The sequence below is a fragment of the Streptomyces nymphaeiformis genome (assembly GCF_014203895.1).
GTDB classification, from domain to species: Bacteria; Actinomycetota; Actinomycetes; order Streptomycetales; family Streptomycetaceae; genus Streptomyces; species Streptomyces nymphaeiformis.
Map to the genome: position 1 here is coordinate 100,886 of NZ_JACHJY010000006.1, position 23,750 is coordinate 124,635.

23 protein-coding genes are annotated in these 23,750 nt (G+C 72.1%); 5 read left to right on the top strand and 18 right to left on the bottom strand.

Going from position 1 to position 23,750, the window contains the following annotated elements; translation table 11 throughout:
- Window positions 1–517 precede the first annotated feature (517 nt).
- The 12 genes from GGE06_RS21005 to GGE06_RS21060 form a co-directional block, all read right to left on the bottom strand.
- Complete coding sequence (locus tag GGE06_RS21005) at window positions 518–1,132, bottom strand: OmpA family protein (RefSeq protein WP_116159094.1); 615 nt, start codon at window positions 1,130–1,132, stop codon at window positions 518–520.
- A 9-nt stretch (window positions 1,133–1,141) separates the two neighbouring features.
- Window positions 1,142–1,726, bottom strand: a complete 585-nt coding sequence (locus GGE06_RS21010) for a hypothetical protein (protein ID WP_184931451.1) — start codon at window positions 1,724–1,726, stop codon at window positions 1,142–1,144.
- A gap of 28 nt (window positions 1,727–1,754) precedes the next feature.
- Window positions 1,755–2,351 (bottom strand): pilus assembly protein TadG-related protein, encoded by a 597-nt coding sequence (locus GGE06_RS21015; protein WP_184931604.1) that lies wholly within the window; start codon window positions 2,349–2,351, stop codon window positions 1,755–1,757.
- A gap of 47 nt (window positions 2,352–2,398) precedes the next feature.
- Complete coding sequence (locus GGE06_RS21020) at window positions 2,399–2,608, bottom strand: Flp family type IVb pilin (RefSeq protein ID WP_246532677.1); 210 nt, start codon at window positions 2,606–2,608, stop codon at window positions 2,399–2,401.
- 191 nt (window positions 2,609–2,799) lie between these two features.
- The gene (locus GGE06_RS21025; protein ID WP_116159096.1) at window positions 2,800–3,687 is read right to left on the bottom strand and encodes a DUF5936 domain-containing protein; all 888 of its coding nucleotides are present in this window, start codon (window positions 3,685–3,687) and stop codon (window positions 2,800–2,802) included.
- Between the two features lie 13 nt (window positions 3,688–3,700).
- On the bottom strand, window positions 3,701–4,648 hold the full coding sequence (locus tag GGE06_RS21030) for a type II secretion system F family protein (RefSeq protein WP_184931452.1): 948 nt from the start codon (window positions 4,646–4,648) through the stop codon (window positions 3,701–3,703).
- 135 nt (window positions 4,649–4,783) lie between these two features.
- On the bottom strand, window positions 4,784–6,127 hold the full coding sequence (locus tag GGE06_RS21035) for a TadA family conjugal transfer-associated ATPase (RefSeq protein ID WP_184931453.1): 1,344 nt from the start codon (window positions 6,125–6,127) through the stop codon (window positions 4,784–4,786).
- Complete coding sequence (locus GGE06_RS21040; protein ID WP_116159099.1) at window positions 6,124–6,501, bottom strand: TadE/TadG family type IV pilus assembly protein; 378 nt, start codon at window positions 6,499–6,501, stop codon at window positions 6,124–6,126. The genes GGE06_RS21035 and GGE06_RS21040 overlap by 4 nt, the downstream gene beginning before the upstream one ends.
- On the bottom strand, window positions 6,498–6,866 hold the full coding sequence (locus tag GGE06_RS21045) for a TadE/TadG family type IV pilus assembly protein (RefSeq protein ID WP_116159100.1): 369 nt from the start codon (window positions 6,864–6,866) through the stop codon (window positions 6,498–6,500). The genes GGE06_RS21040 and GGE06_RS21045 overlap by 4 nt, the downstream gene beginning before the upstream one ends.
- A gap of 3 nt (window positions 6,867–6,869) precedes the next feature.
- Window positions 6,870–8,120, bottom strand: a complete 1,251-nt coding sequence (locus tag GGE06_RS21050; protein ID WP_184931454.1) for a CpaE/TadZ family protein — start codon at window positions 8,118–8,120, stop codon at window positions 6,870–6,872.
- A 7-nt stretch (window positions 8,121–8,127) separates the two neighbouring features.
- Window positions 8,128–8,838, bottom strand: coding sequence for a Flp pilus assembly protein CpaB (cpaB, locus tag GGE06_RS21055; RefSeq protein WP_116159102.1), 711 nt, complete (start codon window positions 8,836–8,838; stop codon window positions 8,128–8,130).
- A gap of 58 nt (window positions 8,839–8,896) precedes the next feature.
- Window positions 8,897–9,829 carry a hypothetical protein gene (locus tag GGE06_RS21060; protein ID WP_184931455.1) on the bottom strand — a complete coding sequence of 311 codons (933 nt, stop codon included), beginning with the start codon at window positions 9,827–9,829 and terminating at the stop codon, window positions 8,897–8,899.
- A 364-nt stretch (window positions 9,830–10,193) separates the two neighbouring features.
- Here GGE06_RS21060 and GGE06_RS21065 point away from each other — a divergent pair, with 364 nt between their 5' ends.
- Window positions 10,194–11,909, top strand: coding sequence for a chitinase (locus GGE06_RS21065; protein WP_184931456.1), 1,716 nt, complete (start codon window positions 10,194–10,196; stop codon window positions 11,907–11,909).
- A 63-nt stretch (window positions 11,910–11,972) separates the two neighbouring features.
- Here the strand turns inward: GGE06_RS21065 and GGE06_RS21070 are convergent, their stop codons facing one another.
- Window positions 11,973–13,241 carry a serine/threonine-protein kinase gene (locus tag GGE06_RS21070; protein ID WP_246532678.1) on the bottom strand — a complete coding sequence of 423 codons (1,269 nt, stop codon included), beginning with the start codon at window positions 13,239–13,241 and terminating at the stop codon, window positions 11,973–11,975.
- 171 nt (window positions 13,242–13,412) lie between these two features.
- On the opposite strand from GGE06_RS21070, the gene GGE06_RS21075 reads away from it, so the two are divergent.
- Window positions 13,413–14,765 (top strand): M14 family metallopeptidase, encoded by a 1,353-nt coding sequence (locus tag GGE06_RS21075; RefSeq protein WP_116159106.1) that lies wholly within the window; start codon window positions 13,413–13,415, stop codon window positions 14,763–14,765.
- Between the two features lie 50 nt (window positions 14,766–14,815).
- Here the strand turns inward: GGE06_RS21075 and GGE06_RS21080 are convergent, their stop codons facing one another.
- From GGE06_RS21080 to GGE06_RS21090, 3 genes are read right to left on the bottom strand one after another with little or no spacing between them, the layout of a single operon-like run.
- Window positions 14,816–15,226, bottom strand: a complete 411-nt coding sequence (locus tag GGE06_RS21080) for a RidA family protein (RefSeq protein ID WP_116159107.1) — start codon at window positions 15,224–15,226, stop codon at window positions 14,816–14,818.
- Complete coding sequence (locus GGE06_RS21085; protein ID WP_116159108.1) at window positions 15,223–16,002, bottom strand: IclR family transcriptional regulator; 780 nt, start codon at window positions 16,000–16,002, stop codon at window positions 15,223–15,225. Before GGE06_RS21085 ends, GGE06_RS21080 begins: the two co-directional genes overlap by 4 nt.
- On the bottom strand, window positions 15,999–17,249 hold the full coding sequence (locus tag GGE06_RS21090) for a sugar kinase (protein WP_184931606.1): 1,251 nt from the start codon (window positions 17,247–17,249) through the stop codon (window positions 15,999–16,001). Before GGE06_RS21090 ends, GGE06_RS21085 begins: the two co-directional genes overlap by 4 nt.
- Before the next feature lie 176 nt (window positions 17,250–17,425).
- Here GGE06_RS21090 and GGE06_RS21095 point away from each other — a divergent pair, with 176 nt between their 5' ends.
- Both GGE06_RS21095 and GGE06_RS21100 read left to right on the top strand, forming a co-directional pair.
- Window positions 17,426–18,691, top strand: coding sequence for an alanine racemase (locus GGE06_RS21095; RefSeq protein ID WP_184931458.1), 1,266 nt, complete (start codon window positions 17,426–17,428; stop codon window positions 18,689–18,691).
- A gap of 18 nt (window positions 18,692–18,709) precedes the next feature.
- On the top strand, window positions 18,710–20,284 hold the full coding sequence (locus GGE06_RS21100; RefSeq protein WP_184931459.1) for an N-acyl-D-amino-acid deacylase family protein: 1,575 nt from the start codon (window positions 18,710–18,712) through the stop codon (window positions 20,282–20,284).
- Between the two features lie 115 nt (window positions 20,285–20,399).
- Here the strand turns inward: GGE06_RS21100 and mptB are convergent, their stop codons facing one another.
- Together mptB and GGE06_RS21110 are read right to left on the bottom strand one after the other, a co-directional pair.
- Entirely contained in the window at window positions 20,400–21,809 is a 1,410-nt protein-coding gene (gene mptB, locus GGE06_RS21105; RefSeq protein WP_184931460.1) for a polyprenol phosphomannose-dependent alpha 1,6 mannosyltransferase MptB, read from the bottom strand.
- Between the two features lie 43 nt (window positions 21,810–21,852).
- A complete protein-coding gene (locus tag GGE06_RS21110) occupies window positions 21,853–22,311 on the bottom strand; it encodes a hypothetical protein (protein ID WP_181924525.1) in 459 nt (152 codons plus the stop codon).
- Window positions 22,312–22,461: 150 nt separating this feature from the next.
- Between GGE06_RS21110 and GGE06_RS21115 the strand changes: the two genes are divergently transcribed.
- Window positions 22,462–23,673, top strand: a complete 1,212-nt coding sequence (locus tag GGE06_RS21115) for a pyridoxal phosphate-dependent aminotransferase (protein WP_116159112.1) — start codon at window positions 22,462–22,464, stop codon at window positions 23,671–23,673.
- Window positions 23,674–23,750 lie beyond the last annotated feature (77 nt).

The following is a 23,750-nucleotide window of genomic DNA, read 5'->3' on the forward strand; positions in this document are numbered from 1 at the left end:
GCCGTGCCAGCGCCCGTCCGAGCGCGGACCGCACATCAGGTCGACCCGGACCTCGTCGTCGGCGAACGGGTGCCAGTCGATGCCCCGGTCCCGCAGTCAGACCGCGGTCAGCCGACCCGGCCGCGGACAACCGGCAACGTTCTCGTAGCAGAAGAGGGTGACCCATGCGAAAGCCTGATCTTCCATGCCGACATCATGCCGCAGCCCGGAATCCGGCTGCCTGGTCTTTTCCCGCCGTACCGGCACCGGCACCGGGCTCTCACCCTGGACGTGACGTCTCGCTGTCAGAAGCTGAGGAGCGCCGCGCCTGGGACCGCTTCCACGAGGGGTTCGACTTTCAGCCGCTTCGACGACGCCTGAGCTGTAGGACCGGGTCGAAGTCCTGCCGAAGGGACCTGCCGAACGACCGAAGAGGTCCGATCGTGGATTGCTCGGCCTCTCGGATCCACAGCCCGGCATCGTCCCGCGGCGATGTCTCACAAGACCCCGCAGCCGCGCGTGCGCCCCGATCCCTCCCTCACCCGCCCGAGGTCCGGGGGAAGGAGATCTCGACACGCCGGTTCTTCTTCCGGCCCTCCTCGGTGCGGTTGTCGGCGATCGGGTAGTCCTCGCTGTAACCGCGGATGTCGAAGGCCGTACCGGGGTCGAGGGCGCGGGCGAGGACCTGCTGCACGGCGACGGCGCGTTCCTTGGAGAGCTTCAGCCCGTGCTCGTACGTCCCCAGGTTGTCGGTGAACCCGAAGACCCGGACCCGTCCGGAGCCCATCTTCTTGATCTCGGCGGCGATGGCGGCGATACGGGCGGTGGCGTCGGGCGAGAGCTTGGCGCTGTTCTTGGGGAACAGCACCTCGGCCTGCAGCGCGAACGTCACGTCCACGTTGGTGTCCTGCCGACGCTCCTGCCCGCCCTCCTCCTCGACGATCTGCTTGATGTCGAGGACCTTGGCGGGGGCGAGGGTGGCGCCGTCGGGGAGCATCAGACCGGGGGAGTTCGGATCGATGACGGGCGCGGGCGAGGAGGTACCGGCGGGGCCGGGGGCGTCGTCGGCGTAGGCGGGCGGCCCGGCGAGCGGGGCGAGGGCCACGCAGGTGAGCACGATCGCGGCGAGGCGGCGGTTTGTCGTCGTCGTCATGGCGTCGCCTCAGGAGAGCTTGAGGGTGGCGGGTTCGAAGGTGGGGAGCTGGAAGCTGACTTCGGTGGTGGAGGCGGGGGGTGCGGGGAACTGGAGGAAGACGTCGGTCGACTTCCCGGGCCCGATGCTGTCGAGCCCGGTAGTGGTCAGAGGCCGCCCGTCCGTGTCACGCAGGACGTAGTAGCGCTTCTTTCCGACAGAGTCGACGAGAGTGGCGCCACCCAACGTCAAGCCGTGCTTGATGACTTCCGTCTCATCCCCTCTCATCTCCACAGGCAGGAGGACGGATGACCCAGAGGAGTTCTTCAGCTGCCCCTTGATCGTGAGGAAGCCGCCCGCATCGCGCTCGGCGGAATTGATGGCGAGTTCCACCCCCTTTTGCCCCTTGAGGAGCGCCAGTGTCTCCCTAGGCTCCTCGGCCCCTTGGGAACCCTGGGTGGCTGATGATCCCTGCACAGGCGAGGCACTCGTAGCGGCGGGCTTGTTCTCGCTGGGCTTCTCCTCGGCGCCGCACCCGGCCGCGAAGAGTGCCACGGACGTGATCGCGACAGCGACCGTCCCCAGGCGGGTCTTCCTTGCGTAGCGCGCGTTCATGAAGCGTGCTTCCTTTGCTCGTCGCGAGTCAGTCCGAGAGTCGGACTCTGAAGAGATCAGCGGCATCAGGGAGGCGTGGACTTTCAGGATCGATCACCCACGGCTCGCCATCGCAGACGAGACCGGTCACGGGGTCCTCGCCATCAGGGTCTCCATCCCCATCACCAGGGCTCGTTGGCGTCGGGCCTGGGGTGCCCTCTGGCGGGTCTGGAGGAGGTTCTGGCGCATCGAAGGTACAGCGCGGTTCGAGTACAGCTTCAGCCGACGCCGTTGCGTGATGCGGCTCCGATCCCGTCGTCCGTACCGTCACCTTGAAGCCACGTTCCCCTGTGTCGAGAGGCACACATTCGCTGCCATCGAGCGCCGCCTCGTTTCGAGCGGCGAACTCCTCTGCCTGATGACATGCTGTTTTTTCGGAGTACTCAACACCCCTAAGGAATCTGTCCCATTGCCCAGGGTCGAGGATCACTTCACCCCAGCCATCGCGCAGTTGATCGCGGGCATTCTGGGCCGCCGCGAGGGCCGCCGCATCTGCCGCGGTCTGGGCGCTGTTCCTCGTCAAGGCAGCCTGCCCCACCAAAAAGTAGGCGAACGCCAGAAAAAGAAGCCCTGCAATGACCGCGATATAGACAGGAAACGCCTGCCCCTCATCGTGGCGAAGCCCGGTGCGTCCTAGTCGCCGGTAAGATCGGAGATCTTCTGGCGAATCGCATTCATGATTGACGTGCCGATGTCCGTGCCGGTGATCGCGACCACGATCGCCACCACCACCACAATGATCCCCAGGTACTCCACCGCCGTCTGGCCGCGGTCCCCCCGCAGCAGTCGGCTGGTCGCTCCTACCTTCACCCTGGTGAAAAGCCTCAGCATTGCGTCGTTCATCGTGGTCCCCTCCGCATTCGGACGCCTGCTTTCGGGGACCGTGCGCCGACGGGCGGGTCGGCGGGTAGGGCCCCGTCATCGGGCGGGACTCATGGCGCAGGTCCATCAGCCCACCCCCCTCACACTCAGTCCGCACTCTGGCACATCGGGTTGCCTCGCCGAAGCCCTTTGCCGCGAATATGTCACCGCGCTCACTTGCCCGTCACCGAGCCGAAGTCCGTTCCCGTGCCCAGGAACAGGCCCGCGCCCAGGAGGATCATGGTGGCCGGGACCATCAGGGTCGTGATCACCATCGTGGCCTTCGGAACGGCCTTCGCGGCCTTCCGGCGGGCGTTCTGCGCGTCCGTGCGCCGCATGTCGTTCGCGATCTGGATCAGGGTGTCCACGATCGGCGCCCCCAGCTCCTCCCCCTGCTGCAGCGCCGTCACGAACTGCGCCACCTGCTCCGAGTCGTTGCGCCGGCGCAGTTCGTCGAAGGCCTGGCGGCGGCTGACGCCCATGTCCATCTGCCGCAGGGTGATGCGGAGTTCGTCCGACCACGGGCCCTCGTACTTCTCCGCCACCCGTTCCAGCGCCTGGCGGAAGCCCAGGCCCGCCGAGACCACCACCGCCAGGACGTCCAGGAAGTCCGGCAGGGTGCGTTCGATCTGGTCCTTGCGGATGCGGACCGCCGACCAGATCCCGACCTCCGTCCAGAGCGCGCCGAAGGCCAGGAGGAGGAGGGCGGTCAGGTACGAGCCCTTGCTCAGCATCACCAGGGCGCCGACACCGCCCAGGAAGCCGTACACCGCCCGCCTCGCCCCGTACCGGTCGATCGTCAGGCCACCGGGGTTGCCCGCCAGGTCGATGCGCCGGCGCACGGCGTTGACGCGCTTCGGGCCCATCAGCCGGAGCACGGCCGGCGACCAGCGCATGCCCAGGCGGTCCACGGCCGAGTCGACCGCTCCCGTACGCGTCGCACCGACCTCCAGGGCCAGCTTGAGGTCGTCGGGCAGCCGGGCGTCCGCTCGGTAGAGGCGTAGGCCGTAGGCCATGCCCGCCACGGCCAGCGCCGCCAGGAGAGCCAGGAGGAGGTCCATCACGCACCGGCCCCTATACGTCGATCTTCGAGAAGCGGCGGATCGCGGCGAAGCCGACCACGTACAGGGCGAATGCGGCGATCACGGCGGCCTGCCCCATGCCGGAGGCGGTCATGCGGTCCAGCGCTCCCGGCTGCATGTTGTCGATGAGGAGGAGCGAGCCGATGCCGATCACCGGGACCGAGTACGCCGTCATGCTCACCTGCGACAGTTGGGTGCGGACCTCGCGCCTCGTCTCCTTGCGCTCCTCCAGCGTCTCCGTGAGGTTCCGGAGGGACGACACGACGGTGCCGCCCGCCCGGTTGGCCAGGACGAGGGTGGTGACCAGGACGACCAGTTCCCGGGACGGGAGGCGTTCCGCCAGCTCCCCCAGGGCGTCGTCCAGGGAAGTGCCGACGGCCAGCTGCTGGGCCACCTTCTCCAGTTCGTCGCCCGCCGGCGCCTCCAGTTCGTCCGCCGCGAGGCTCAACGCCATGCGGAGGGCGAGGCCCGCCTGGGTCGCGTTCGCCAGGATGCGGGACAGTTCCGGGAGTTGGTTGATGAAGCGCTCGATGCGCTTCTGGCGCTGCCAGTTGAGGTAGCCGAGCGCCACCCAGATCCCGAGGATCCCGCAGATCGGGCCGAAGAACGGCGACAGCGCCGCCTGCCCCACCACCCACAGGACCGCCACGGTCGCCGCGAGCGCCACCGTGAACTCTCCGGGCGTGACGTCGAGGCCCGTCGCCGCGATCCGCAGTTCCAGCTTCCGGCCGAGCGCCGTCTTCCGTACCCGCCGGTCGACACCCCGGAAACGGCGCCTGCGCCGGCCGGTCGCGGTCTCGGGCCCGCCGCTCTCGTCGAGCCGGGCGACGAGCGCGGCATGGCGGCGCGCCCCGCTCGCGTACGTCTGGACGCCGACGACGCCCAGCACGCAGGCGATCAGCGCCACGCCCACCGTCAGCCAGAAGGGGTCGGTCAGCATGGCCGCGCCTCAAAGCGCTGGTCCCCCGGCCGCCAGGTGGGGTCGGTCGTGGTCATCCCTGCTCCCCGGGTCGCCAGGTCGGGTCCGTGTCCGTCGTCCACGGGTCCGTCGTCATCGTCGCTCCCCACGTCGTCTTCACTCCGCCTCCCTGGTCGTCAGGTACGCGTCCGTCGCCGCCACCCCGAAGGCCTGCGGAATCGGCTGCCCCGCCAGGTACAGCCGTTCGGCGACGCGCCTGGGCAGCGGGTGGTACGTGAACCTCCCGTACACCCGCCCGTCGGGCGCGACCGGCTGCGCCTCGAAGCGGCAGACCGTGGCCAGCAGGAAGCGTTCCCGGCCGTGCGAGGCGAGGACGGAGATCTCGGTGATGCGGCGGGTGCCGTCCGGGTGCCGGGTCAGCTGGACCAGGACGTCGACCGCGCTGTTGATCTGGTCCCGCAGCGCCTCGAACGGCACCTTCACCTCCGACATGGAGGCGAGGGTCTGGAGACGCATCAGGGCGTCCTCGGCCGAGTTCGCGTGGACGGTCGCGAGCGAGCCGTCGTGGCCGGTGGACATCGCCTGGAGCATGTCGAGCGTCTCGCCGCCGCGTACCTCTCCCACGATGATCCGGTCGGGGCGCATGCGCAGGGAGTTGCGGACGAGGTCGCGGATGGAGATGGCCCCGCGGCCCTCGATGTTCGGCGGCCGGGCCTCCAGGCGGATCACGTGGGACTGCTGGAGCTGGAGCTCGGCCGAGTCCTCGATGGTGATGATCCGCTCGCCGTCGGGGACGAGTCCGGAGAGCGCGTTGAGGAGGGTCGTCTTCCCGGTGCCGGTGGCCCCGGAGACGATCAGGTTGAACTTGGCCTGAACCAGCCCCGAGAGCAGGAGCAGCATCTGCTCGTCGAGCGAGCCGAGGCCGATCATCTCGTGCAGCGTGTACGCGCGGGGGAAGCGGCGGATGGTGAGCGTGGCCCCCGTGAGGGACAGCGGCGGGATGATCACGTTGACGCGCTCGCCGGAGGGGAGCCGGGCGTCGACCATCGGGTTCGACTCGTCGACCCGCCGGTTGACCGTCGAGACGATCCGCTCGATGGTCTGCATCAGCTGCTCGTGCGAGGCGAAGCGGAGCGGGAGCAGCTCGACGCGGCCGCCGCGCTCGATGAAGATCTGGTCGGGACCGTTGACCATGATCTCCGTGATCGACGCGTCTTCGAGGAGCGGTTCGAGTACGCCGAGCCCGAGGGCCTCGTCCACGACCCGGCGGATCAGCTGGGCCCGCTCGGCGGTCGAGAGGACCGGGCCCTCGCGGCTGATGATGTGCCCGAGGACGCGCTCCAGGCGGGCGCGCCGCTCGGCCGCCGCGAGCGCGGACATCTCGGTGAGGTCGATCTCCTCCAGGAGCTTGGCCCGGAAGGCGGCGACGAGGTGCCCGTCCTCCCGGCCCCCGCCCGCGGCCTTCTCTTCGGGGGCGTTGATCCGCGCACGCAGGCTCATGGCAGGTCCTCCTCGTCGGGCAGCGGCATGGTGGCGGTCTTCTTGACGGGGTCGAAGCTCCAGAACGGAACGACCTGGGGGACGCGTACGGTGACGGTGGCGACGACTTCTCCGCCCCGGGGTTCGACGTCGACGGCGGTGGCCCAGCCGGCGGCCGCATAGCCGGCCGCCGTGGGGTCGGGCGCGTCCTCCGCGTCGCTGCTCGCCGCCCGCGCCGCCGCCCGCGCCGCCGTCCCCGCCTGCTGCGCCGCGTACGCGGCGACGCCGAGTTGCAGACCCGCGAGCCCGACGATGAGCAGGATCGGCAGGAACCCGAGGTACTCGATGGCGGCCTGCCCCCGGTCCCGCCGGCTCCTCCGCTGGTCGCCGCTCATGGCGTGGGGCTCCTTTCGTCCACGGCGGCCGCCTTGGCCTTGATCGGGAAGATGCCTCCCACACCGGGAAACAGGACCGGCACGTGAAGCGTGACCACCGCGGTCACCATCCCGCCGCCCGACGGGCAGTCCGCCTCGGCCCCGTCCAGCCAAGCCCCGTCCAGGTGCCGCCTCGCGGCCTCTCCGCAGTCGTCGCCGACGGCACCGGCCCGCGCCGCCTCGTCCGCCGCGTTCCCCGCCAGCGTGTACGTGTAGCCCACCAGGACGACCTGCCACAGCAGGGCAAGGGTCAGCAGGATCAGCGGGACCATGCCCACGAACTCCACCGCCACCTGCCCCCTGTCCTCGTCCCGGTGCGTCCGCATCGGTCAGCGGCCTCCGGTGCGGCGCCGCAGGCCCAGGGAGCCCCGGTCGCCCGCGCGGGCGAGTTCCCTGCCGGGCTGTCCCGACGCCTGCACCAGGCCCAGTTCCCCCGCCAGGCCCCACAGCGCCTGCTTGACCGTCGACTTGGCGTCGAGTTCGTGGAGGCGGCCCGCGTCGACGACGGCCGAGAGTTCCTTGAAGTTGGCCGGGACGGCGACGCCCGCGATGCGGGTGCCGGTGATCTTCTGGACGAGGGGTGGCTGGATCTCGGTGGAGCGGTGGTGGCGGTTGACGAGGGTGACGGTCTCCTCGGCCTTGCGGACCTGGAGCCGTTCCCACATCCGTACGGTCCGCTTGGCGGCCCGGACGGCGACCACGTCCGGGGTGGTGACGAGCAGCGCGGTGTCGGCCATCTCGATCGCGGCGGCGTTGGCGCTGTCGAGCCGGGAGCCGCAGTCGAGGACGACGACCTCGTGCCGGCCGCGCAGGGCGCTGACGACCTGGCGGGCGGCGCGGTCGGTGACCTCCTCGCCGCGCTCGCCCTCCGCCGGGGCGAGGAGCAGCGAGAGCCCGGTCTCGTGGACGTACACGGCGTCCTGGAGGACGCGCGGCGAGATGTCGGCGATCGACGCGAGGTCGGCGACGGAACGGCGGAACTGCACGTCCAGGTACGAGGCGATGTCGCCGCTCTGGAGGTCCATGTCGACGAGCGCGACGCTGCGTCCGGAGGCGCGGGCGGCGAGGGCGAGGTGGACGGCGGTGACCGTGGTGCCGACGCCGCCCTTGGCGCCGCTGACGGTGACGACGGTGCCGCCCGGGCCGGTGAACTGGTCGGCCCCCGCGCCGAGGTGGCGGCGGACGCCGGCGGACCACTGGGCTGCGGCCTGGACGCGGCTGGCGAGTTCCTCGTAACCGAGGGGGAGCGTGACGAGGCCTCGGGCGCCGGAGTCCATGGCGGCGGAGAAGAGGACGGGGCTGGCGTCGGCGGTGATGAGGACGACTCCGACGGCGGGGAAGCGGAGGGCGACCTCGCGGACGAGTTCGAGCGCGGGCACGGGCCCGATGCGCTCGTGGACGAGGACGACCTCGGGGAGTTCGTCGAGGGAGGCGGCGGCGAGGCGCGCGAGGGTGTCGACGAGCTGGGTGGAGTCGACGACCGGCTGGGACGGTTCGGCGTCGGGGAGCTGGCTGAGCAGCGTACTGACGGACCGGGCCGCGTCGGGGTCGCCGACGGCCGGCAGGATCCTGGTGGTCATACCGGCCTCACTTGTCCTTGTCGAGCGTGTAGGTGCGGTCGCCGCCCGGGTCGGCCGGGGAGCCGGCCGTGGACGGGGCGACGAGGGCGAGGCGTACGCGCTCGGCGAAGGAATCGGCGTATGCGACGCGCTGGGTGTCGAGGGCGGAGAGCGCGAAGGTGATGGGGACGGTGGAGGTGGCCCGGTCGCCGCGGTCGGAGCTGTCGGAGGCCCGGGTGAGCTTGCCGACGTCGAGGACGCGGGCTCCGGCGACGATCAGCCGGGACTGGTCGGGGTCGCCCTTCTTCTCTCCGGCGAAGGTCGCATAGATGTTGACGGTGGAGCCCGGGTTGATCTTGCCGGCGACACCGGTGGCGGCATCGATCATGATCGCGATCTCCTGCTGCCCCGGCTGGAGTTCGGGACGCTGGACGATCATGTCGGTCTGGAGGAGGGAGCCTTCCCTGAGCCCGGCGACGGCGATCTTCCCCTCGATCTGGCGGAGGTCGGTGACGGCGGTCGAGGAGAGCCAGCGTTTGGGCATGGAGATCTTCTCGAAGTCGTCCGCCTTCAGGGCCTTGTAGGGAGCCACGTCGGCCTTGACCCGGTACGCCGTGGTCTCCGGGCCGACCTTGGAGTTCACGTCGCTGATGACGGCGAGGACACCGGCGAACGCGCCGAGGGCGCACAGGACGGAGAGCAGCAGCAGGATCACGCCGCGGCGCTGGCGGGAGTTCATGGCCGTACTTCCTCGATCGGGGGCGTGGGTCGGGGTGGGGCCTGACGCGCGGGACGGCTCATGGCAGGGCGGCGCGGGCGGTACGGGCGCCGGGTCCGAGGGCGCGGGCCTGTGCCTGGGCCTGCGCCTGGGCCCCCGGCCCGAGGGCGTACCCGCCGGGGTCCGGCGGCGGTGCCAGCGGCGCCGCGCAGAAGCCGCAGCGGTCGCCGATGAGTTCCATCCCGCACCAGTGGCAGGTCTCGCGGCGCACGGAGGAGACGAGCTGGTAGAGGACGGGCAGGTCGGGCAGGTACGCGGCGAACTCGACGAGCTTGCCGGTGCCCCACCAGCCCGGCGAGGACGCGGGCAGCGGCACCTCGTGCACGGGGCCGGGGATCCGCCACCGGGGTACGAGGGTGGTGGCCGGCCAGTCGGTCTGGAGCTGGCCGCGGGCGAGGAGGAGCTCGGTGGCGAACTCGGGTCCGGCGAGCGGTTCTTCCGAGGTCCCCACCCGCACGATCTGCGGCGTCGGTCCGGCGAGGACGGCGAAGTGGGCGCCGGGGAGCCAGCCCTTGAGGTGCGAGCCGAGGCTCACGGGGACGCGGTCGAGCCGGGAGACGGAGCCGAGGACGGCTCCGGCGTAGATGTAGTGGGCGAGCAGCCGGGCGGCGGAGGCCAGGACTCCGGGGCTGAAGTCGCAGCCGGCGAGCTGCCGGAGCTGGCGGACCAGGACGGCCGCGCCGAGCGGTGGCAGGTCGGTCCTGACCAGGGCGATCCGGTCGCTCTCCAGGAGGGCGCGGACGGCGTGCAGACGGTGTTCTACGGCGGCCGGCGCGGCGGTGGGGCAGACGACGACCACGTGTCCGTACCGGGCGAGGAGCTGCTGCACGTCGGCGAGGGAGGCGTCGAGCGAGCGGCCCTCGGGGGGCGGGAGCACGGCGGCCTGCGGGGTCCCGGGGTCGGCCGCGGGCAGCACCAGGTCGGCGCTGGTGACGGCGATCGCTGTCGGCACGTCGGACCCCCCGTCCCCTCCGGCCTCCGGTGCCCCGGGGGCCGCGGATCACTTACCGCGTTCGCGGCGTCACCGCAGGGTGCCGCCGTCTCTGCACCTTATCCACGTCCCCCGGGGTGGTGAACACACAATCCGCCAAGCTGCCCCCACTAATTTGCGCCCTGACCTCGCCCTTGGGACCGGGCCCTGACCTCGGGGCCCTGCCGGCGGGCGAACGCCGTTCGCCGCGCGAGGTATTGACATTGCGATTGGTCTGGACCAACTTGTTCCGACAGCGGTGGCCACCGCCGGTACCCCCGTACCCGCACCTCCCTCCGTACGACGACGTACGGCACCTCCACCTCCCCAACTCCCCCACCGGAGGATGCACGTGGACCGCACCACCACCCGTCCGCACGGACGCCGCACGCTCGGCGGAGCCCTCGCGCTCGCCGTCGGCTCCGGGCTCGTCCTCGTCGGCGGAGCCGGCACCGCGCAGGCGGCCGACGTCAACGTCGCCAAGAACGCCGGGTTCGAGAACGGCCTGACCAACTGGTCCTGTTCCGCCGGGAGCGGCGCCGCCGTCTCCTCGCCCGTCCGCACCGGCACCGGCGCCCTCCGAGCCACCCCGGCCGGCCTCGACAACGCCAAGTGCGTGCAGACCGTGGCCGTGAAGCCCGGCTCGACGTACACCCTGAGCGCCTGGGTCCAGGGCGGCTACGCCTACCTCGGCGTGACCGGCACCGGCACCACCGACGTCAGCACCTGGGCGCCCGACAGCGCCTCCTGGAAGCAGCTCACCACCACCTTCACCACCGGCGCCTCCACCACGTCCGTGCAGATCTACACCCACGGCTGGTACGGCACCTCCCCCTACTCCGTCGACGACGTGAGCGTCTTCGGGCCCGACGGGGGCGGCGGCCAGGACCCCGACCCGACCGCCCCGGCCACCCCGGCCGGTCTCGCCGCCGGCACGGTCACCACCAGCTCCGTCGCCCTGAGCTGGGGCGCGGTCTCCGGCGCCACGGGCTACAAGGTGTACCGGGACGGCGCCAACCCGCAGACGGTCAGCGGCACGTCGACCACGATCACCGGACTCACCGCCGACACCGCGTACCAGTTCCAGGTCTCCGCGACGAACTCCGCGGGCGAGTCCGCGAAGTCCACCGCCGTGACGGCCCGCACCGCCAAGCCCACCGACCCGGGCCCCGGCCCGGCCGTGCCCAAGCACGCCGTCACCGGCTACTGGCAGAACTTCGACAACGGCGCCACCAAGCAGAAGCTGCGGGACGTCCAGGCGGCGTACGACATCATCGCCGTCTCCTTCGCGGACTCCACCACCACGCCCGGCCAGATCACCTTCAACCTCGACCCGGCCGTCGGCTACGCCTCGGCCGCCGACTTCAAGGCCGACATCGCGGCCAAGAAGGCGGCCGGCAAGTCCGTGATCCTCTCCGTCGGCGGCGAGAAGGGCAACGTCACCATCAACAGTGACGCCACCGCGACCGCCTTCGCCGACAGCGCGTACGCCCTGATGCAGGAGTACGGCTTCAACGGCGTCGACATCGACCTGGAGCACGGCGTCAACGCCACGTACCTCACCAAGGCGCTGCGCCAGCTCTCCGCCAAGGCGGGCTCCTCGATGGTCCTGACGATGGCCCCGCAGACCATCGACATGCAGAACACGAGCTCCGAGTACTTCAAGACCGCGCTCGCCGTGAAGGACATCCTCACGGTCGTCAACACCCAGTACTACAACAGCGGTTCGATGCTCGGCTGCGACGGCAAGGTCTACAGCCAGGGCTCGGTGGACTTCCTCACCGCGCTCGCCTGCATCCAGCTCCAGGGCGGCCTCGACGCCTCCCAGGTCGGCCTGGGCGTCCCCGCCTCCGCGCGCGGCGCGGGCAGCGGCTACGTCGACCCGCAGATCGTGAACAACGCGCTCGACTGCCTGGCCAAGGGCACCGGCTGCGGCACCTTCAAGCCGGCCCAGACCTGGCCGTCGCTGCGCGGCGCCATGACCTGGTCGACCAACTGGGACGCGACGGCCGGCAACGCCTGGTCGAACGCGGTGGGCCCGAAGGTGCACGGTCTGCCGTAGCGGACCCGGTTCCCGGGTGACAGCGCAGCGCCGCCGCTCCCCCGGCGGCGCTGCGTCGTCCGCTCACGCGGGCAGGTAATGGCGCAACACCGGGTCGAGGAGTCGGATCCACTCGTCGACCCGGGAGGCGCGGCGGCCGTCGACCTCGCAGTCGTACACCGAGCCGTCGTAGAGGGTGACGGCGACGCGCAGCACCCGGTCGCGGCGGATGCGGTCGTACCGTACGGCCCCGATCTCGCTCCAGAGGAAGTCGGCCTCCTCGCCGAAGAAGTGCAGGGACACCCCGCTCCCGTCGACGGAGACCCCGGAGTTCCGGTCGGCGGCGGTGAACTCCGGCGCGGGGGCGGGGGCCATGAGGGGCGGCGGCGGTACGTAGAGGGTGGGGGGATACGGCACGGGGGCGGGTTGCCATCCGGCGGGGGCGGGCGCGGGGTCCGGTACCGCGTCGGCGGGGGCGGGGACGGCGTCCTGGACCTCCACCGGCGCGGGGATCGCGTCCTGCACGCCGACAGAGGGCTCCGTGGGCACCCGGGGGTCCGGCACCACGGACGCCTCCGACACCTCCGACACCTCCGACACCTCCGGCGTCCCCGGCGTCTCCGCCGCCCCCGCCCCCTCCATCAGCTCGTCCATGATGGCGTCCGGTGTGGGCCGTTCGGCCGGGTCCTTGGCGAGGCAGCGGGCGACGAGCGGGCGCAGTGCCTCCGGTACGGAGCGGAGGTCGGGGGCCTCGTGCACCGACCGGTACATGAGCCCCATCGGCGTCCCCTCCCCGAAGGGGCGCCCGCCGGCCGCGGCGACGAGGACGGCGCCGAGGGCGAACACGTCGGCGGCGCCGGTCACCTCCTCGCCGAGGGCCTGTTCGGGGGCGAGGTAACCGGGGGTGCCGAAGGCGCTGCCGGTGGCGGTGAGGCGGGTCGACTCCAGGGCGCGGGCGATCCCGAAGTCGAGGACGCGGGGCCCGTCGGAGGCCATGACGATGTTGCCGGGCTTGAGGTCGCGGTGGACGAGCCCGCAGGCGTGGATCGCCTCCAGGGCCTCGGCGAGCGCGGCCCCGAGCGATCGGAGCCGCTTCTCGTCCATGGGGCCCTGGGCGGTGACGAGTCCGGAGAGGGTGGGCCCGGAGATGTAGGCGGTGGCGAGCCAGGGGGCCTCCGCCTCGGGGTCGGCATCGACGACCTGCGCGGTGTGGAAGCCGCCGACCTGCCGGGCCGCGGCGACCTCGGCGCGGAAGCGGGCGCGGAAGGACGGGTCGGCGGCGAGTTCCGGCCGTGCGACCTTGACGGCGACGGCGCGCCCGCCGCGCGAACGGGCGAGATAGACGGTGCCCATGCCGCCTTCGCCTAGTTTGTGCTCGATGACGTATCTGCCGATGAGGGTCCCCACGCGGGACAGTATGGCCGAACTCCCCATCTTGACCGGTCCATGACATAGCCGGACCATGTGCCCGGACACCCGCACGACTTGGTCGCACTCCCCCACACTCCCCATCCAGGAGCCAGCATGCGACGTCCCACACGCGGCAGAAGGTCCGCAACCCTCGCGGCCCTCGTGGCGCTCGCCCTCGCGGCGCCCCTCTCCGCGCTCACCACGCCCGCCGGGGCCGACCCGGCGCCGGCCTCCGCCCGCATCGCCTCCGGAGCCGAGGAGGTGATCCGGCAGTACGAGATCGCCGGACCGTCCACCCCGGCCGCCCGCACCGCGCTGACCGCCACCGGCGTCTCGATCGACGAGGTCGACGCCCGCTCGGTCGTCGTCAGCGCCAACACCGAACAGCTCGCCCGGCTCAAGGCCCTCGGCTACCGGCCGGTCGCCCTCCCGGGCCCGCCGAACCGCAGCACCGATGCCGACAAGACGTCCGGCCCGGCCGACTTCCCCTCCGCCGACGCGAAGTACCACAACTACGCGGAGATGAACACGGAGATCGACCAGCGCCTGGCCGCCTACCCGAACATCATGCGCAAGCAGGTCATCGGAAAGACGTACCAGGGCCGGGACATCGTCGCCATCAAGGTCAGCGACAACGTCGCCACCGACGAGAACGAGCCCGAGGTCCTCTTCACCCACCACCAGCACGCCCGCGAGCACCTCACCGTCGAGATGGCGCTCTACCTGCTGCGCGAGTTCGGCGCCGGCTACGGCACGGACTCCCGGATCACCGACATGGTGAACAACCGCGAGATCTGGATCGTCCCGGACCTCAACCCGGACGGCGGCGAGTACGACATCGCGAGCGGCTCGTACCGCAGCTGGCGCAAGAACCGCCAGCCGAACTCCGGCTCCTCGTACATCGGCACGGACCTGAACCGGAACTGGGACTTCAAGTGGGGCTGCTGCGGCGGCTCCTCCGGCACGAAGAGCTCCGAGACCTACCGGGGCGCGGCCCCCGAGTCCGCCCCCGAGGTGAAGGTCGTCGCCGACTTCGTCCGCTCCCGGGTGGTCGGCGGCAAGCAGCAGATCACGGCGGCCATCGACTTCCACACGTACAGCGAGCTGGTCCTCTGGCCCTTCGGCTGGACCACGGCCAACACCACCACCGGCATGACCCAGGACGACCGCGACGCCTTCGCGACCGTCGGCGGCCGGATGGCCGCGAGCAACGGCTACACGCCCGAGCAGTCCAGCGACCTGTACATCACGGACGGCTCGATCGACGACTACCTGTGGGGTACGCAGAAGATCTTCGCGTACACCTTCGAGATGTACCCGTCGAACGGCGGCGGCGGCTTCTACCCGCCCGACGAGGTCATCGAACGCGAGACGAGCCGCAACCGCGACGCCGTCCTCCAGCTCCTGGAGAACGCGGACTGCATGTACCGCTCGATCGGCAAGCAGGCGCAGTACTGCGCGGCCTGACGGTACGTGAGTGAGGAGGTGCCCCGGCCGCGCGACGGCCGGGGCACGTCTCAGTCCAGTACGGCGAGGGCGTCGATCTCGATGAGGAGGCCCGCCGGGAGGCCGACGTAGACCGTGGTGCGGGCGGCGGCGGGGGCCTTGAGGTCCTGCTCCTCGAAGTACCGGTTGTAGATCTCGTTCATCTCGGCGAAGTGGTCGACGTCGGTGAGGTAGACGCGCATCATCATCACGTCGTCCCAGCTCGCGCCGCCCTCCTCCAGGATCGCCTTGACGTTGGCGAAGGTCTGCAGGGTCTGCTCGCGCAGGGTCGGGCCCGCGACCGTCGGGGCCCGGCCCTCGACGGCGGGCAGGAAGCCGACCTGGCCGGCGACCTGGAGGATGTTGCCCTTCCGCACGCCGTGCGAGAACTTCGCGGGCGGGGCGGTGTGGGTGGCGGGGGTGATCGCGGTCTTCTCGCTCATGCGCTGTCCTTCACGTCCTTCGCGTCGCTCACGGCGGGGCTGCCGGAGTACTCGCGGCTGATGGCTTCCGCGGTGCTGCGCACCTGCGGGAGGAGGGCGAGGAGTTCCTCGGCGGTGACGACCACGTTCGGCGCCGAGACCGACATCGCGGCGACGACCCGCCCGTCGGCGCCCCGGATGGGCGCGCCGACGCAGTTGATGGACTCCTCGTGGCCGCCGAGGTCGGTGGCCCACCCCTGCTCGCGTACGGTCGCCAGCTCCTTGAGGAAGGCGGCGGCGTTCGGCGTCGAGCGGGGCGTGTACGGGGGGTAGTCGAGCCTCGCGGCGACGGCGCGGCGCTCCGGCTCGGGCAGGTCGGCGAGGAGCAGCTTCGCGACGGCGGCGACGGTGATCGCGACGGGCTTGCCGATGCGGGAGTACATGCGGACCGGGTAGCGGCTCTCGACCTTGTCGATGTAGACCACCTCGCCCTCCTCGTACACCGCGAGGTGGACCGTGTGCCCGGTCCGCTCGTTGAGCGCGGCGAGGTAGGGGTGGGCGATGTCGCGGACGTCGAGGTTCTCGACGGCCTCCTGCGCGAGCGCGAACAGGCGTGCGCCGAGGCGGTAGCGCTGGTCCTGCTGCCGGTGGACCAGACCGTGCTCGTGGAGCGTGCGCAGCAGCCGCAGCGCCGTGGACTTGTGCACGCCGAGCCGCTCGGCGACCTGCCCGAGGTCGGCGGGCCCCTGGGCGAGCAGCGGCAGGATGCTGAGCGCCCGGTCGACGGTCTGGCTCATGGCGTACGTACCTCCTGGTCGTCCCCCGTCCAGCCGGGGCCGAGGTGAAGTGTGCCCCAGGCGACGTCGTCGAGCGCGACGAGACGGTCGGCGAGGTCGCGGCGGGGCGGCGCGGCGAAGTCCCCGGGCACGGTGAGCACGGCGGCGGCGGCGAGATGCCCGTGCCGCAGCCGGTCCTTCACGGCGAGGCCGCGGAGGGTGGCGGAGAGAAACCCGGCGGCGAAGGCGTCCCCGGCACCGACGGGGGAGAGGACGGTGACGTGGGGGGCGGGGGTGGGGGTGAGGGTGTCGCGTGGGCGGGGTGCGGGGGTTCCGGGTGCGGGTGCGGTGGGTGCGGGTGCGGGCTCGCCAAGTGCGGGCACGCCAGGTGCGGGTGCGGGGCCGCTGCGCGGAGCCTTTCCCCACCCCGCCCCTTCCCGAACCGGGGGCAAGTCCCCAGACCCCCGTACGGCCTCCGGCCGTGTCCTCAAACGCCGGACGGGCTGAACTTCAGCCCCGCCGGCGTTTGAGGCGCGGGGTCCGGGGCGGAGCCCCGGTTCGGGAAGGGGCGGGGTGGGGAAAGAAGCCGCGCAGCGCTCGAACGCCACCGCACCCTCCGCCCCCCGCTTCACCACCAGCACCGCCGGCTCCGCCAACAGCCCCCGGATCGCGGCAGGATCCGCAGCGCCCCACAGCCGCTCCGCCTCATCCGCCCCGACGAACACGACATCGGCCCGCCGCGCCAGCGAGAGCAGCACCTCGGCCGCACCGCCCTCGCGCCACAGCCCCGGCCGGTGGTTCACGTCGAACGAGACCAGCGGCCGGCCCGGGCGCGGCGCGGTGAGCTCCCGCACGAGGGCGAGGCAGGACGCGGACAGCGCGGCCGTGATGCCCGTGAGGTGGAGGATCCGCGCGTCGGCGACGGACTCGTACGGCACGGTCGCGGGCGACATCGCCGAGGCCGCGGATCCGGCCCGGTAGTAGACGACCTCGTGCGCGGACGTCGCCCGGTCCGAGTCGGTGCGGAAGTAGACCCCGGTCGGCCGGTCCGGGTCGCGCCCGACGCCGCCGACGTCGACCCCGTACGACGCGATCGTGTCGACGAGGTGGTCGCCGAAGCCGTCGCGGCCGACGCGGCCGACCCAGCGGACGCGGTGTCCGGCGGCGGCGAGCGCGCACGCGACGTTGGACTCGGCGCCGCCGATCGCGCGGGTGAAGGAGGGGACGTCGGCGAGGCGGCCCGGCCGGGAGGGCAGGAAGGTCACCATGGACTCACCGAGACAGACGACGTCCGCCCGCCCGCCTCCGCTCACCCTCGACTCCCCGCGACTCGTAGTGGCTCATACGGGTCCATTGACCCGGCCTCGGCCCGGATGTTAGACAGCTTTGAGCACTGTGCGCAATGAGCGTTGCACATCCCGCAACGCCCCGATGAGGAGGCCTCATGCCCGACCTGGCGAACGAGCGCGTCGACCACCGCTTCAAGGCCCTGCCCCCGGACGCCGAGGGCCTGACCGTCGGCGAGCTCTCCGCCCAGCGGCGCAACCTCTTCACCGGCGGCTTCACCACCCCGGTCCTCGCCCTCTCCGCCGAGTCCGTCGAGCACAACCTGCGCCTGCTGGAGACCTACGCCGAGCGCCACGGCCTCGCCTTCGCCCCGCACGGCAAGACCTCCATGGCCCCGCAGCTCTTCGAGCGCCAGCTGGAGCACGGCGCCTGGGGCATCACCGCCGCCGTCCCCCACCAGGCCCGCGTCTACCGCGCCCACGGCATCTCCCGGATCTTCCTGGGCAACGAGCTCGTGGACGCCGTCGCCCTGCGCTGGCTCGCCGCCGAGCTCGACGCCGACCCGGACTTCCGCTTCGTCTGCTACGTCGACTCGGTGCGCGGCGTCGAGCTGATGGACGAGGCCCTGCGCGCGGCCGGTGCGGTCCGCCCCGTGGACGTGGTCGTCGAGCTGGCGGCCGGCGCCAAGGGACGTACGGGCGTACGGACGGAGGCGGAGTGCGCGGCCGTCGCCGACGCGGTCGCGGCCACCGCCACCCTGCGCCTCGTCGGCGTCGCCGGCTACGAGGGCACGATGCCCGGCGCCGACGCCGGCTCGGTGCGCGTGTGGCTCGAGCGGCTCGTCGGGCTCGCGGCCGACTTCGACAAGGCGGGCCGCTTCGACCCGGCGATCGGCGAGATCGTGGTGAGCGCGGGCGGCAGCGAGTGGTTCGACACGGTCGCCGACGTCTTCGCGGAGATCCCCGGCCTCTCCCTCCCCGTCCTGAAGCTGCTGCGTTCCGGCGCGTACGTCTCGCACGACGACGGCCAGTACCGCGACCGCACCCCCTTCAACCGGATCCCCGAGGAGGGCGCCCTCCAGCCCGCGTTCCGGCTGTGGTCGCAGGTCGTCTCCCGGCCCACCGACGAGCAGGCCTTCACCAACGCCGGCAAGCGGGACGCCGCCCACGACCTGCACCTCCCCGAGGCGCAGGTCGTCCGGGACGCCCGCACGGGTGAGATCCGCCCCGCTGCGGGCATCACCGTCACGGGCCTCTCCGACCAGCACACCTGGCTGGCCACCGCACCGGGCACGGACCTGGAGGTCGGCGACTGGGTGGGCATGGGCCTGTCCCACCCGTGCACGATCTTCGACAAGTGGCAGCTGATCCCCGTCGTCGAGGCGGACGGCACGGTGGTCGACCACATCCGCACCTTCTTCTGAAGAACGAGGGGCAGGGGCATGGATCTCGTCTTCCGCGACGCGGACGTCGTCGACGGCAGCGGCGGCGACTCCTACCGGGCCGACGTCGGGGTCGAGGGCGGCCGGATCGTCTCGATCGTCAAGGAGGCCGCGGCGGCCGGCTGCCAGCGCCCCACCGCCCGCCGCGTCCTGGACGCCGAGGGCCTCGTCCTCTCCCCCGGCTTCATCGACATGCACGCCCACAGCGACCTCGCGCTGCTCCGCGACCCGGACCACAGCGCGAAGGCCGCGCAGGGCGTGACCCTCGAAGTCCTGGGCCAGGACGGACTGTCGTACGCCCCCGTCGACGACCGCACGCTCGCCGAGGTCCGCCGGGCGATCACCGGCTGGAACGGCGACGGCTCCGACATCGACCTCGACTGGCGCACGGTCGGCGAGTACCTGGACCGCCTGGACCGGGGCATCGCGGTGAACGCCGCGTACCTCGTCCCCCAGGGCACGGTCCGGATGTACGCGATGGGCTGGGAGGACCGGTCGGCGACGGAGGGCGAGCTGAACCGCATGCGGCAGCTGGTCGCCGAGGGCCTGGAACAGGGCGCGGTCGGCATGTCGTCCGGCCTCACCTACACGCCCGGGATGTACGCGCCGGACGCCGAGCTCACCGAGCTGTGCCGGGTGGTGGCGGAGTACGGCGGCTACTACTGCCCGCACCACCGCTCGTACGGCGCGGGGGCGCTCCGCGCGTACCAGGAGATGGTGACGCTCACCCGGGAGGCGGGCTGCGCCCTCCACCTGGCCCACGCCACCATGAACTTCGGCGTGAACGAGGGCAGGGCCCCGGAGCTCCTCGCCCTCCTCGACGAGGCCCTCGCCGCGGGCGCCGACATCAGCCTCGACACGTACCCGTACACCCCGGGCAGCACGACCCTGCTCGCGCTGCTCCCGAGCTGGGCGGGCGAAGGCGGCCCGGACGCGACGCTGGACCGCCTCCGCGACCCCGCCACGGCGGAGCGGATCAGGCACCACCTGGAGGACCTCGGCTCGGACGGCTGCCACGGGGTGCCGGTCGACTGGGGGACGATCGAGATCGCGGGCGTCACGAACCCGGTCCTGACGGGTCGGGTGGGCAGCCGCGTGCCCGACTGGCCCACGGCCCGCCGCCTCCTCCTGGAGGACCGCCTGGGCACGACGATCCTCCAGCACGTGGGCCACGAGGAGAACGTCCGCACGATCATGCGCCACCGGGTGCACACGGGCGGCTCGGACGGCATCCTCCACGGCCTCAAGCCGCACCCGCGCGCGTACGGCACGTTCCCGGAGTACCTGGGCCGGTACGTACGCGACCTCGGCGTCCTCACCCTGGAGGAGTGCGTCGCCCACCTCACCTCCCGCCCGGCGGCCCGCCTCCGCCTCCCGGACCGCGGCCTGGTGAAGGAGGGCTACGCGGCGGACCTGGTCCTCTTCGACCCGAAGACGATCGCGTCGGGCGCGACGTACGAGAACCCCCGCACCCTCCCGGTGGGCATCCCCCACGTCCTGATCGACGGCAGGTTCGTCATGGAGGACGGCAGGAGGACGGACGTCCTGGCGGGAAGATCGATCCGCCGGTCATGACGAGGTGCGGGCAATCGTTCCGCAGGGCGAGGGGGGTCCCCCCTGCTCGAGCGAAGCCGAGAGCTTGGGGGAGGGTGGGCACACCGGAACGGCGCCCCCTGCGGCGCCCGAGCCCCTACCGCCCCGCACCCACCAGTGCGGCACCCTCCACGGTGCCGCCCGCCCACGGCTCCCGCCGCACCCACAAGAGGCCCAGCACCAGGACCAGGCCGGCGAGGACGAAGCCGTACCAAGGCGTGTGACCGGAGGGCTGCGTCTCGTACACCAGCGCCGCCGACACCACCGCCAGCACCTGCCCCGCCCGGCTCCGCCAGGCCACCGCCGCGACGACGACCGTCCCCCACAGCAGGTACCACGGCTGGACCATCGGCGACAGCACCACGAGCGCCACCAGCGACAGCCCCAGCCCGAGCACGGGATCGATCCGCCCTCGGTACGCACGCCACGCGAGGCCCGCGATGACCGCAAGGGAAACGGCCAGACCCAGCTTCTGGAAGACGCCCCTGACCGGGTCCGGCTCACCGGTGAGGAGCACCCCGAGACCGAGCCCGAGGTCGCTCGTCAGCGACAGCGGCGTATGGATGGCCCCGGCCACGCCCTGCGTCCGCAGCCAGCCGAAGCCCGTCCCGGCCAGTGCCGACGCCCCCGCCGCCACCGCCCCCGCGACGGCCCCCGGCAGGACCAGCCCCTTCAGCAGCCCCCGCACGCCACCCCCGCGCGCGATCATCACCCCGATGAACAGCAGCGCCACCGCCGCCGGGGACTTCACCATCATCGCGAGGCCCACGAGGACGGAGCCGAGCACCCATCGCCCGCGCGTGGCGAGGAGGACGCCGCCGAGCATGAGACCGATCATCAGCCCGTCGTTGTGCATGCCGCCGACGACGTGGACGAGGAGCAGCGGGTTGAGCGCGGCCAGCCACAGGCCCCCCTCGCCGCCGCCGAGGCCGCGGACCGCCCACACGATCAGGGCGAGCGCGGCGAGGGCGACGAGCCGCAGGCCGAGGACGGAGGGCACGATCGCCCCGCCGGTCGCCTTCACGACCGCCGCGGCGAGGAGCAGGAAGGCGGGCCCGTACGGGGCGGGCGTGTGGGTCCAGTTGCCGCCGACGCTCGCCGCCGCGTCGGCCCCGGGATCGCCGGGGCCGAGGACGGAGGGTCCGGCCCCGTACACGTCGTGGCCCGACAGGACCATCCCGCCCTGGGCGATGTAGCTGTAGACGTCGGCGCTGTGCAGCGGCGGCGCGAGGAGCAGCGGTGCGGTCCAGCAGGCGAGGGTCGTGAGGACCCCGTCGCGCAGACCGCGGGCGAGGAGGACGCCGTAACGCCACCAGGCGGCGACGAGCAGGCTCAGACCGAGGTACGCGAGGACCGCGCCGGCGACGGTGAGCGCGGAGCCGCGCGGCTGCCACAGCGGCCCGCCGCCGAGGACCGGCAGGGTGCCGGCCGCGTACCCGCCGACGGAGACGGCGAGCGACCCGCCCGCACCCAGCCACCGGCATCCGGAAGCACTGAAAACCCACATGACGGGCCAACCTATCCCGACCCCGGATCCTCCCCCGCCCGAGCTACCGCGGGCGCCGGCCCGAGCCCCGTCCCTTCCCCGGCTTCACCGGCCGGGTGTCGTCCGGGGTGGTGGCGGTCGGCGCGGCCGGCGACGTGGCGTCCGGGGCGGTGGTCGCGGCCCCGGACGGGGCAGTGGTCGCCGTGGTCTTCACGGCGGGCGCGGTCGTGCCCGTGCGGCCGGGCACGGACGTGGCGCCGCCGCCCGGGGAGCCGGAGGTCCCCGACGGGTCGGCGGACGGGTCGGACTGGATCAGCGCGGGCGGCCCGTCCGCCCCGTCGTCGGCGGGGGACCGGGTGCCGCCGCTCTTGCCGAGGCCCCCGGCGAGCAGCGCGCCCGCGAGCCCGAGGACGGTGACGCCGCCTCCCGCGAGCAGCCAGACCGCACCGCGGCCCCGGCGTGCGGAGGCATGGCGGCGGCGGGCGCGCCGGGGTCCGGCGGCTCCGGGGTCGTGGTGGCTCATGGCCCGGATTGTAGGGAGCCCGGCACCGCGGATGCGATCCGGGTCACAGTCACCGCGCAGCCCACGCGCGGCCCCACCCCCACCACCCCGACTGTCCGACGTGTCCCAAAACACTCGGCGTCCCGGCCGCCCCCGCCGTAAGCTCTCGTCATGCAGGTGATCCAGTCCACGAAGCTCGCCAACGTCTGTTACGAAATCCGGGGTCCGGTGCTCGAAGAGGCGATGCGGCTTGAGGCCGCGGGTCATCGCATCCTCAAGCTGAACACGGGCAATCCGGCCGCCTTCGGCTTCGAGTGTCCGCCCGCCATCCTCGAGGACGTGCTCCGCAACCTCTCCGAGGCGCACGGCTACGGCGACGCGAAGGGGCTGCTCTCGGCCCGCCGCGCGATCATGAGCCACTACGAGACCAAGGGCATCCCGCTCTCCGTCGAGGACATCTACCTCGGCAACGGCGTCTCCGAGCTGATCCAGATGGCGATGCAGGCGCTGCTCGACGACGGCGACGAGGTCCTCGTCCCGGCCCCGGACTATCCGCTGTGGACCGCCTCGGTGTCGCTCGCGGGCGGTACGGCCGTGCACTACCGCTGCGACGAGCAGGCGGACTGGATGCCGGACCTCGCGGACATCGAGCGGAAGATCACCGACCGCACCAAGGCGATCGTGATCATCAACCCGAACAATCCGACGGGTGCCGTCTACGACGACGAGATGCTCCGCTCGCTGACGGAGATCGCCCGGCGGCACGACCTGGTCGTCTGCTCGGACGAGATCTACGACAAGATCCTCTACGACGGCACCACGCACACCCCGACCGCGGCGATCGCCCCCGACCTGCTCTGCCTCACCTTCAACGGGATGAGCAAGAACTACCGGGTGGCCGGTTTCCGCTCCGGCTGGCTCGCGGTCTGCGGTCCGAAGCACCACGCGTCCTCGTACATCGAGGGCCTCACGATCCTCGCCAACATGCGCCTCTGCGCGAACATGCCGGCGCAGCACGCGGTGGCCGCCGCGCTCCAGGGCCGGCAGTCGATCGAGGACCTGGTGCTGCCGGGCGGGCGGCTCCTGGAGCAGCGGGACACGGCGTACGAGCTGCTCACGCAGATCCCGGGCGTGACGTGCGTGAAGCCGAAGGGCGCGCTGTACCTCTTCCCGCGCCTCGACCCGAACGTCTACAAGATCAAGGACGACCGGCAGATGGTCCTGGACCTGCTGCGGGCCGAGAAGATCATGGTCGTGCACGGGACGGGCTTCAACTGGCACGAGCCCGACCACTTCCGGATCGTCACGCTGCCGACGGCCGCGGACCTGGCGGACGCGGTGACGCGGATCGGCCGCTTCCTGGACGGCTACAGCCAGCCCTGAGTTGGGGCCGTCCGACCCGGTTCCAGAGTCCGGACATCGCGCAACTTTAGATTGAATCTAAGCTAGGATGGCCTTCT

Excerpts from the sequence above, each read along its gene's own strand:
- GGE06_RS21085 (WP_116159108.1), bottom strand. The coding sequence starts at position 16,002 with ATGAGCCAGACCGTCGACCGGGCGCTCAGCATCCTGCCGCTGCTCGCC.
- GGE06_RS21040 (WP_116159099.1), bottom strand. The coding sequence starts at position 6,501 with ATGAGCGGCGACCAGCGGAGGAGCCGGCGGGACCGGGGGCAGGCCGCC.
- GGE06_RS21035 (WP_184931453.1), bottom strand. The coding sequence starts at position 6,127 with ATGAGCCTGCGTGCGCGGATCAACGCCCCCGAAGAGAAGGCCGCGGGC.
- GGE06_RS21110 (WP_181924525.1), bottom strand. The coding sequence starts at position 22,311 with ATGAGCCACCACGACCCCGGAGCCGCCGGACCCCGGCGCGCCCGCCGC.
- GGE06_RS21025 (WP_116159096.1), bottom strand. The coding sequence starts at position 3,687 with ATGGACCTCCTCCTGGCTCTCCTGGCGGCGCTGGCCGTGGCGGGCATG.
- GGE06_RS21100 (WP_184931459.1), top strand. The coding sequence starts at position 18,710 with ATGGATCTCGTCTTCCGCGACGCGGACGTCGTCGACGGCAGCGGCGGC.
- GGE06_RS21075 (WP_116159106.1), top strand. The coding sequence starts at position 13,413 with ATGCGACGTCCCACACGCGGCAGAAGGTCCGCAACCCTCGCGGCCCTC.
- cpaB (WP_116159102.1), bottom strand. The coding sequence starts at position 8,838 with ATGAACTCCCGCCAGCGCCGCGGCGTGATCCTGCTGCTGCTCTCCGTC.
- GGE06_RS21115 (WP_116159112.1), top strand. The coding sequence starts at position 22,462 with ATGCAGGTGATCCAGTCCACGAAGCTCGCCAACGTCTGTTACGAAATC.
- GGE06_RS21010 (WP_184931451.1), bottom strand. The coding sequence starts at position 1,726 with ATGAACGCGCGCTACGCAAGGAAGACCCGCCTGGGGACGGTCGCTGTC.
- GGE06_RS21095 (WP_184931458.1), top strand. The coding sequence starts at position 17,426 with ATGCCCGACCTGGCGAACGAGCGCGTCGACCACCGCTTCAAGGCCCTG.
- GGE06_RS21045 (WP_116159100.1), bottom strand. The coding sequence starts at position 6,866 with ATGCGGACGCACCGGGACGAGGACAGGGGGCAGGTGGCGGTGGAGTTC.
- GGE06_RS21070 (WP_246532678.1), bottom strand. The coding sequence starts at position 13,241 with ATGGGCACCGTCTATCTCGCCCGTTCGCGCGGCGGGCGCGCCGTCGCC.
- GGE06_RS21030 (WP_184931452.1), bottom strand. The coding sequence starts at position 4,648 with ATGCTGACCGACCCCTTCTGGCTGACGGTGGGCGTGGCGCTGATCGCC.
- GGE06_RS21050 (WP_184931454.1), bottom strand. The coding sequence starts at position 8,120 with ATGACCACCAGGATCCTGCCGGCCGTCGGCGACCCCGACGCGGCCCGG.
- GGE06_RS21020 (WP_246532677.1), bottom strand. The coding sequence starts at position 2,608 with ATGAACGACGCAATGCTGAGGCTTTTCACCAGGGTGAAGGTAGGAGCG.
- GGE06_RS21090 (WP_184931606.1), bottom strand. The coding sequence starts at position 17,249 with ATGGTGACCTTCCTGCCCTCCCGGCCGGGCCGCCTCGCCGACGTCCCC.
- GGE06_RS21080 (WP_116159107.1), bottom strand. The coding sequence starts at position 15,226 with ATGAGCGAGAAGACCGCGATCACCCCCGCCACCCACACCGCCCCGCCC.
- GGE06_RS21005 (WP_116159094.1), bottom strand. The coding sequence starts at position 1,132 with ATGACGACGACGACAAACCGCCGCCTCGCCGCGATCGTGCTCACCTGC.
- mptB (WP_184931460.1), bottom strand. The coding sequence starts at position 21,809 with ATGTGGGTTTTCAGTGCTTCCGGATGCCGGTGGCTGGGTGCGGGCGGG.
- GGE06_RS21065 (WP_184931456.1), top strand. The coding sequence starts at position 10,194 with ATGCACGTGGACCGCACCACCACCCGTCCGCACGGACGCCGCACGCTC.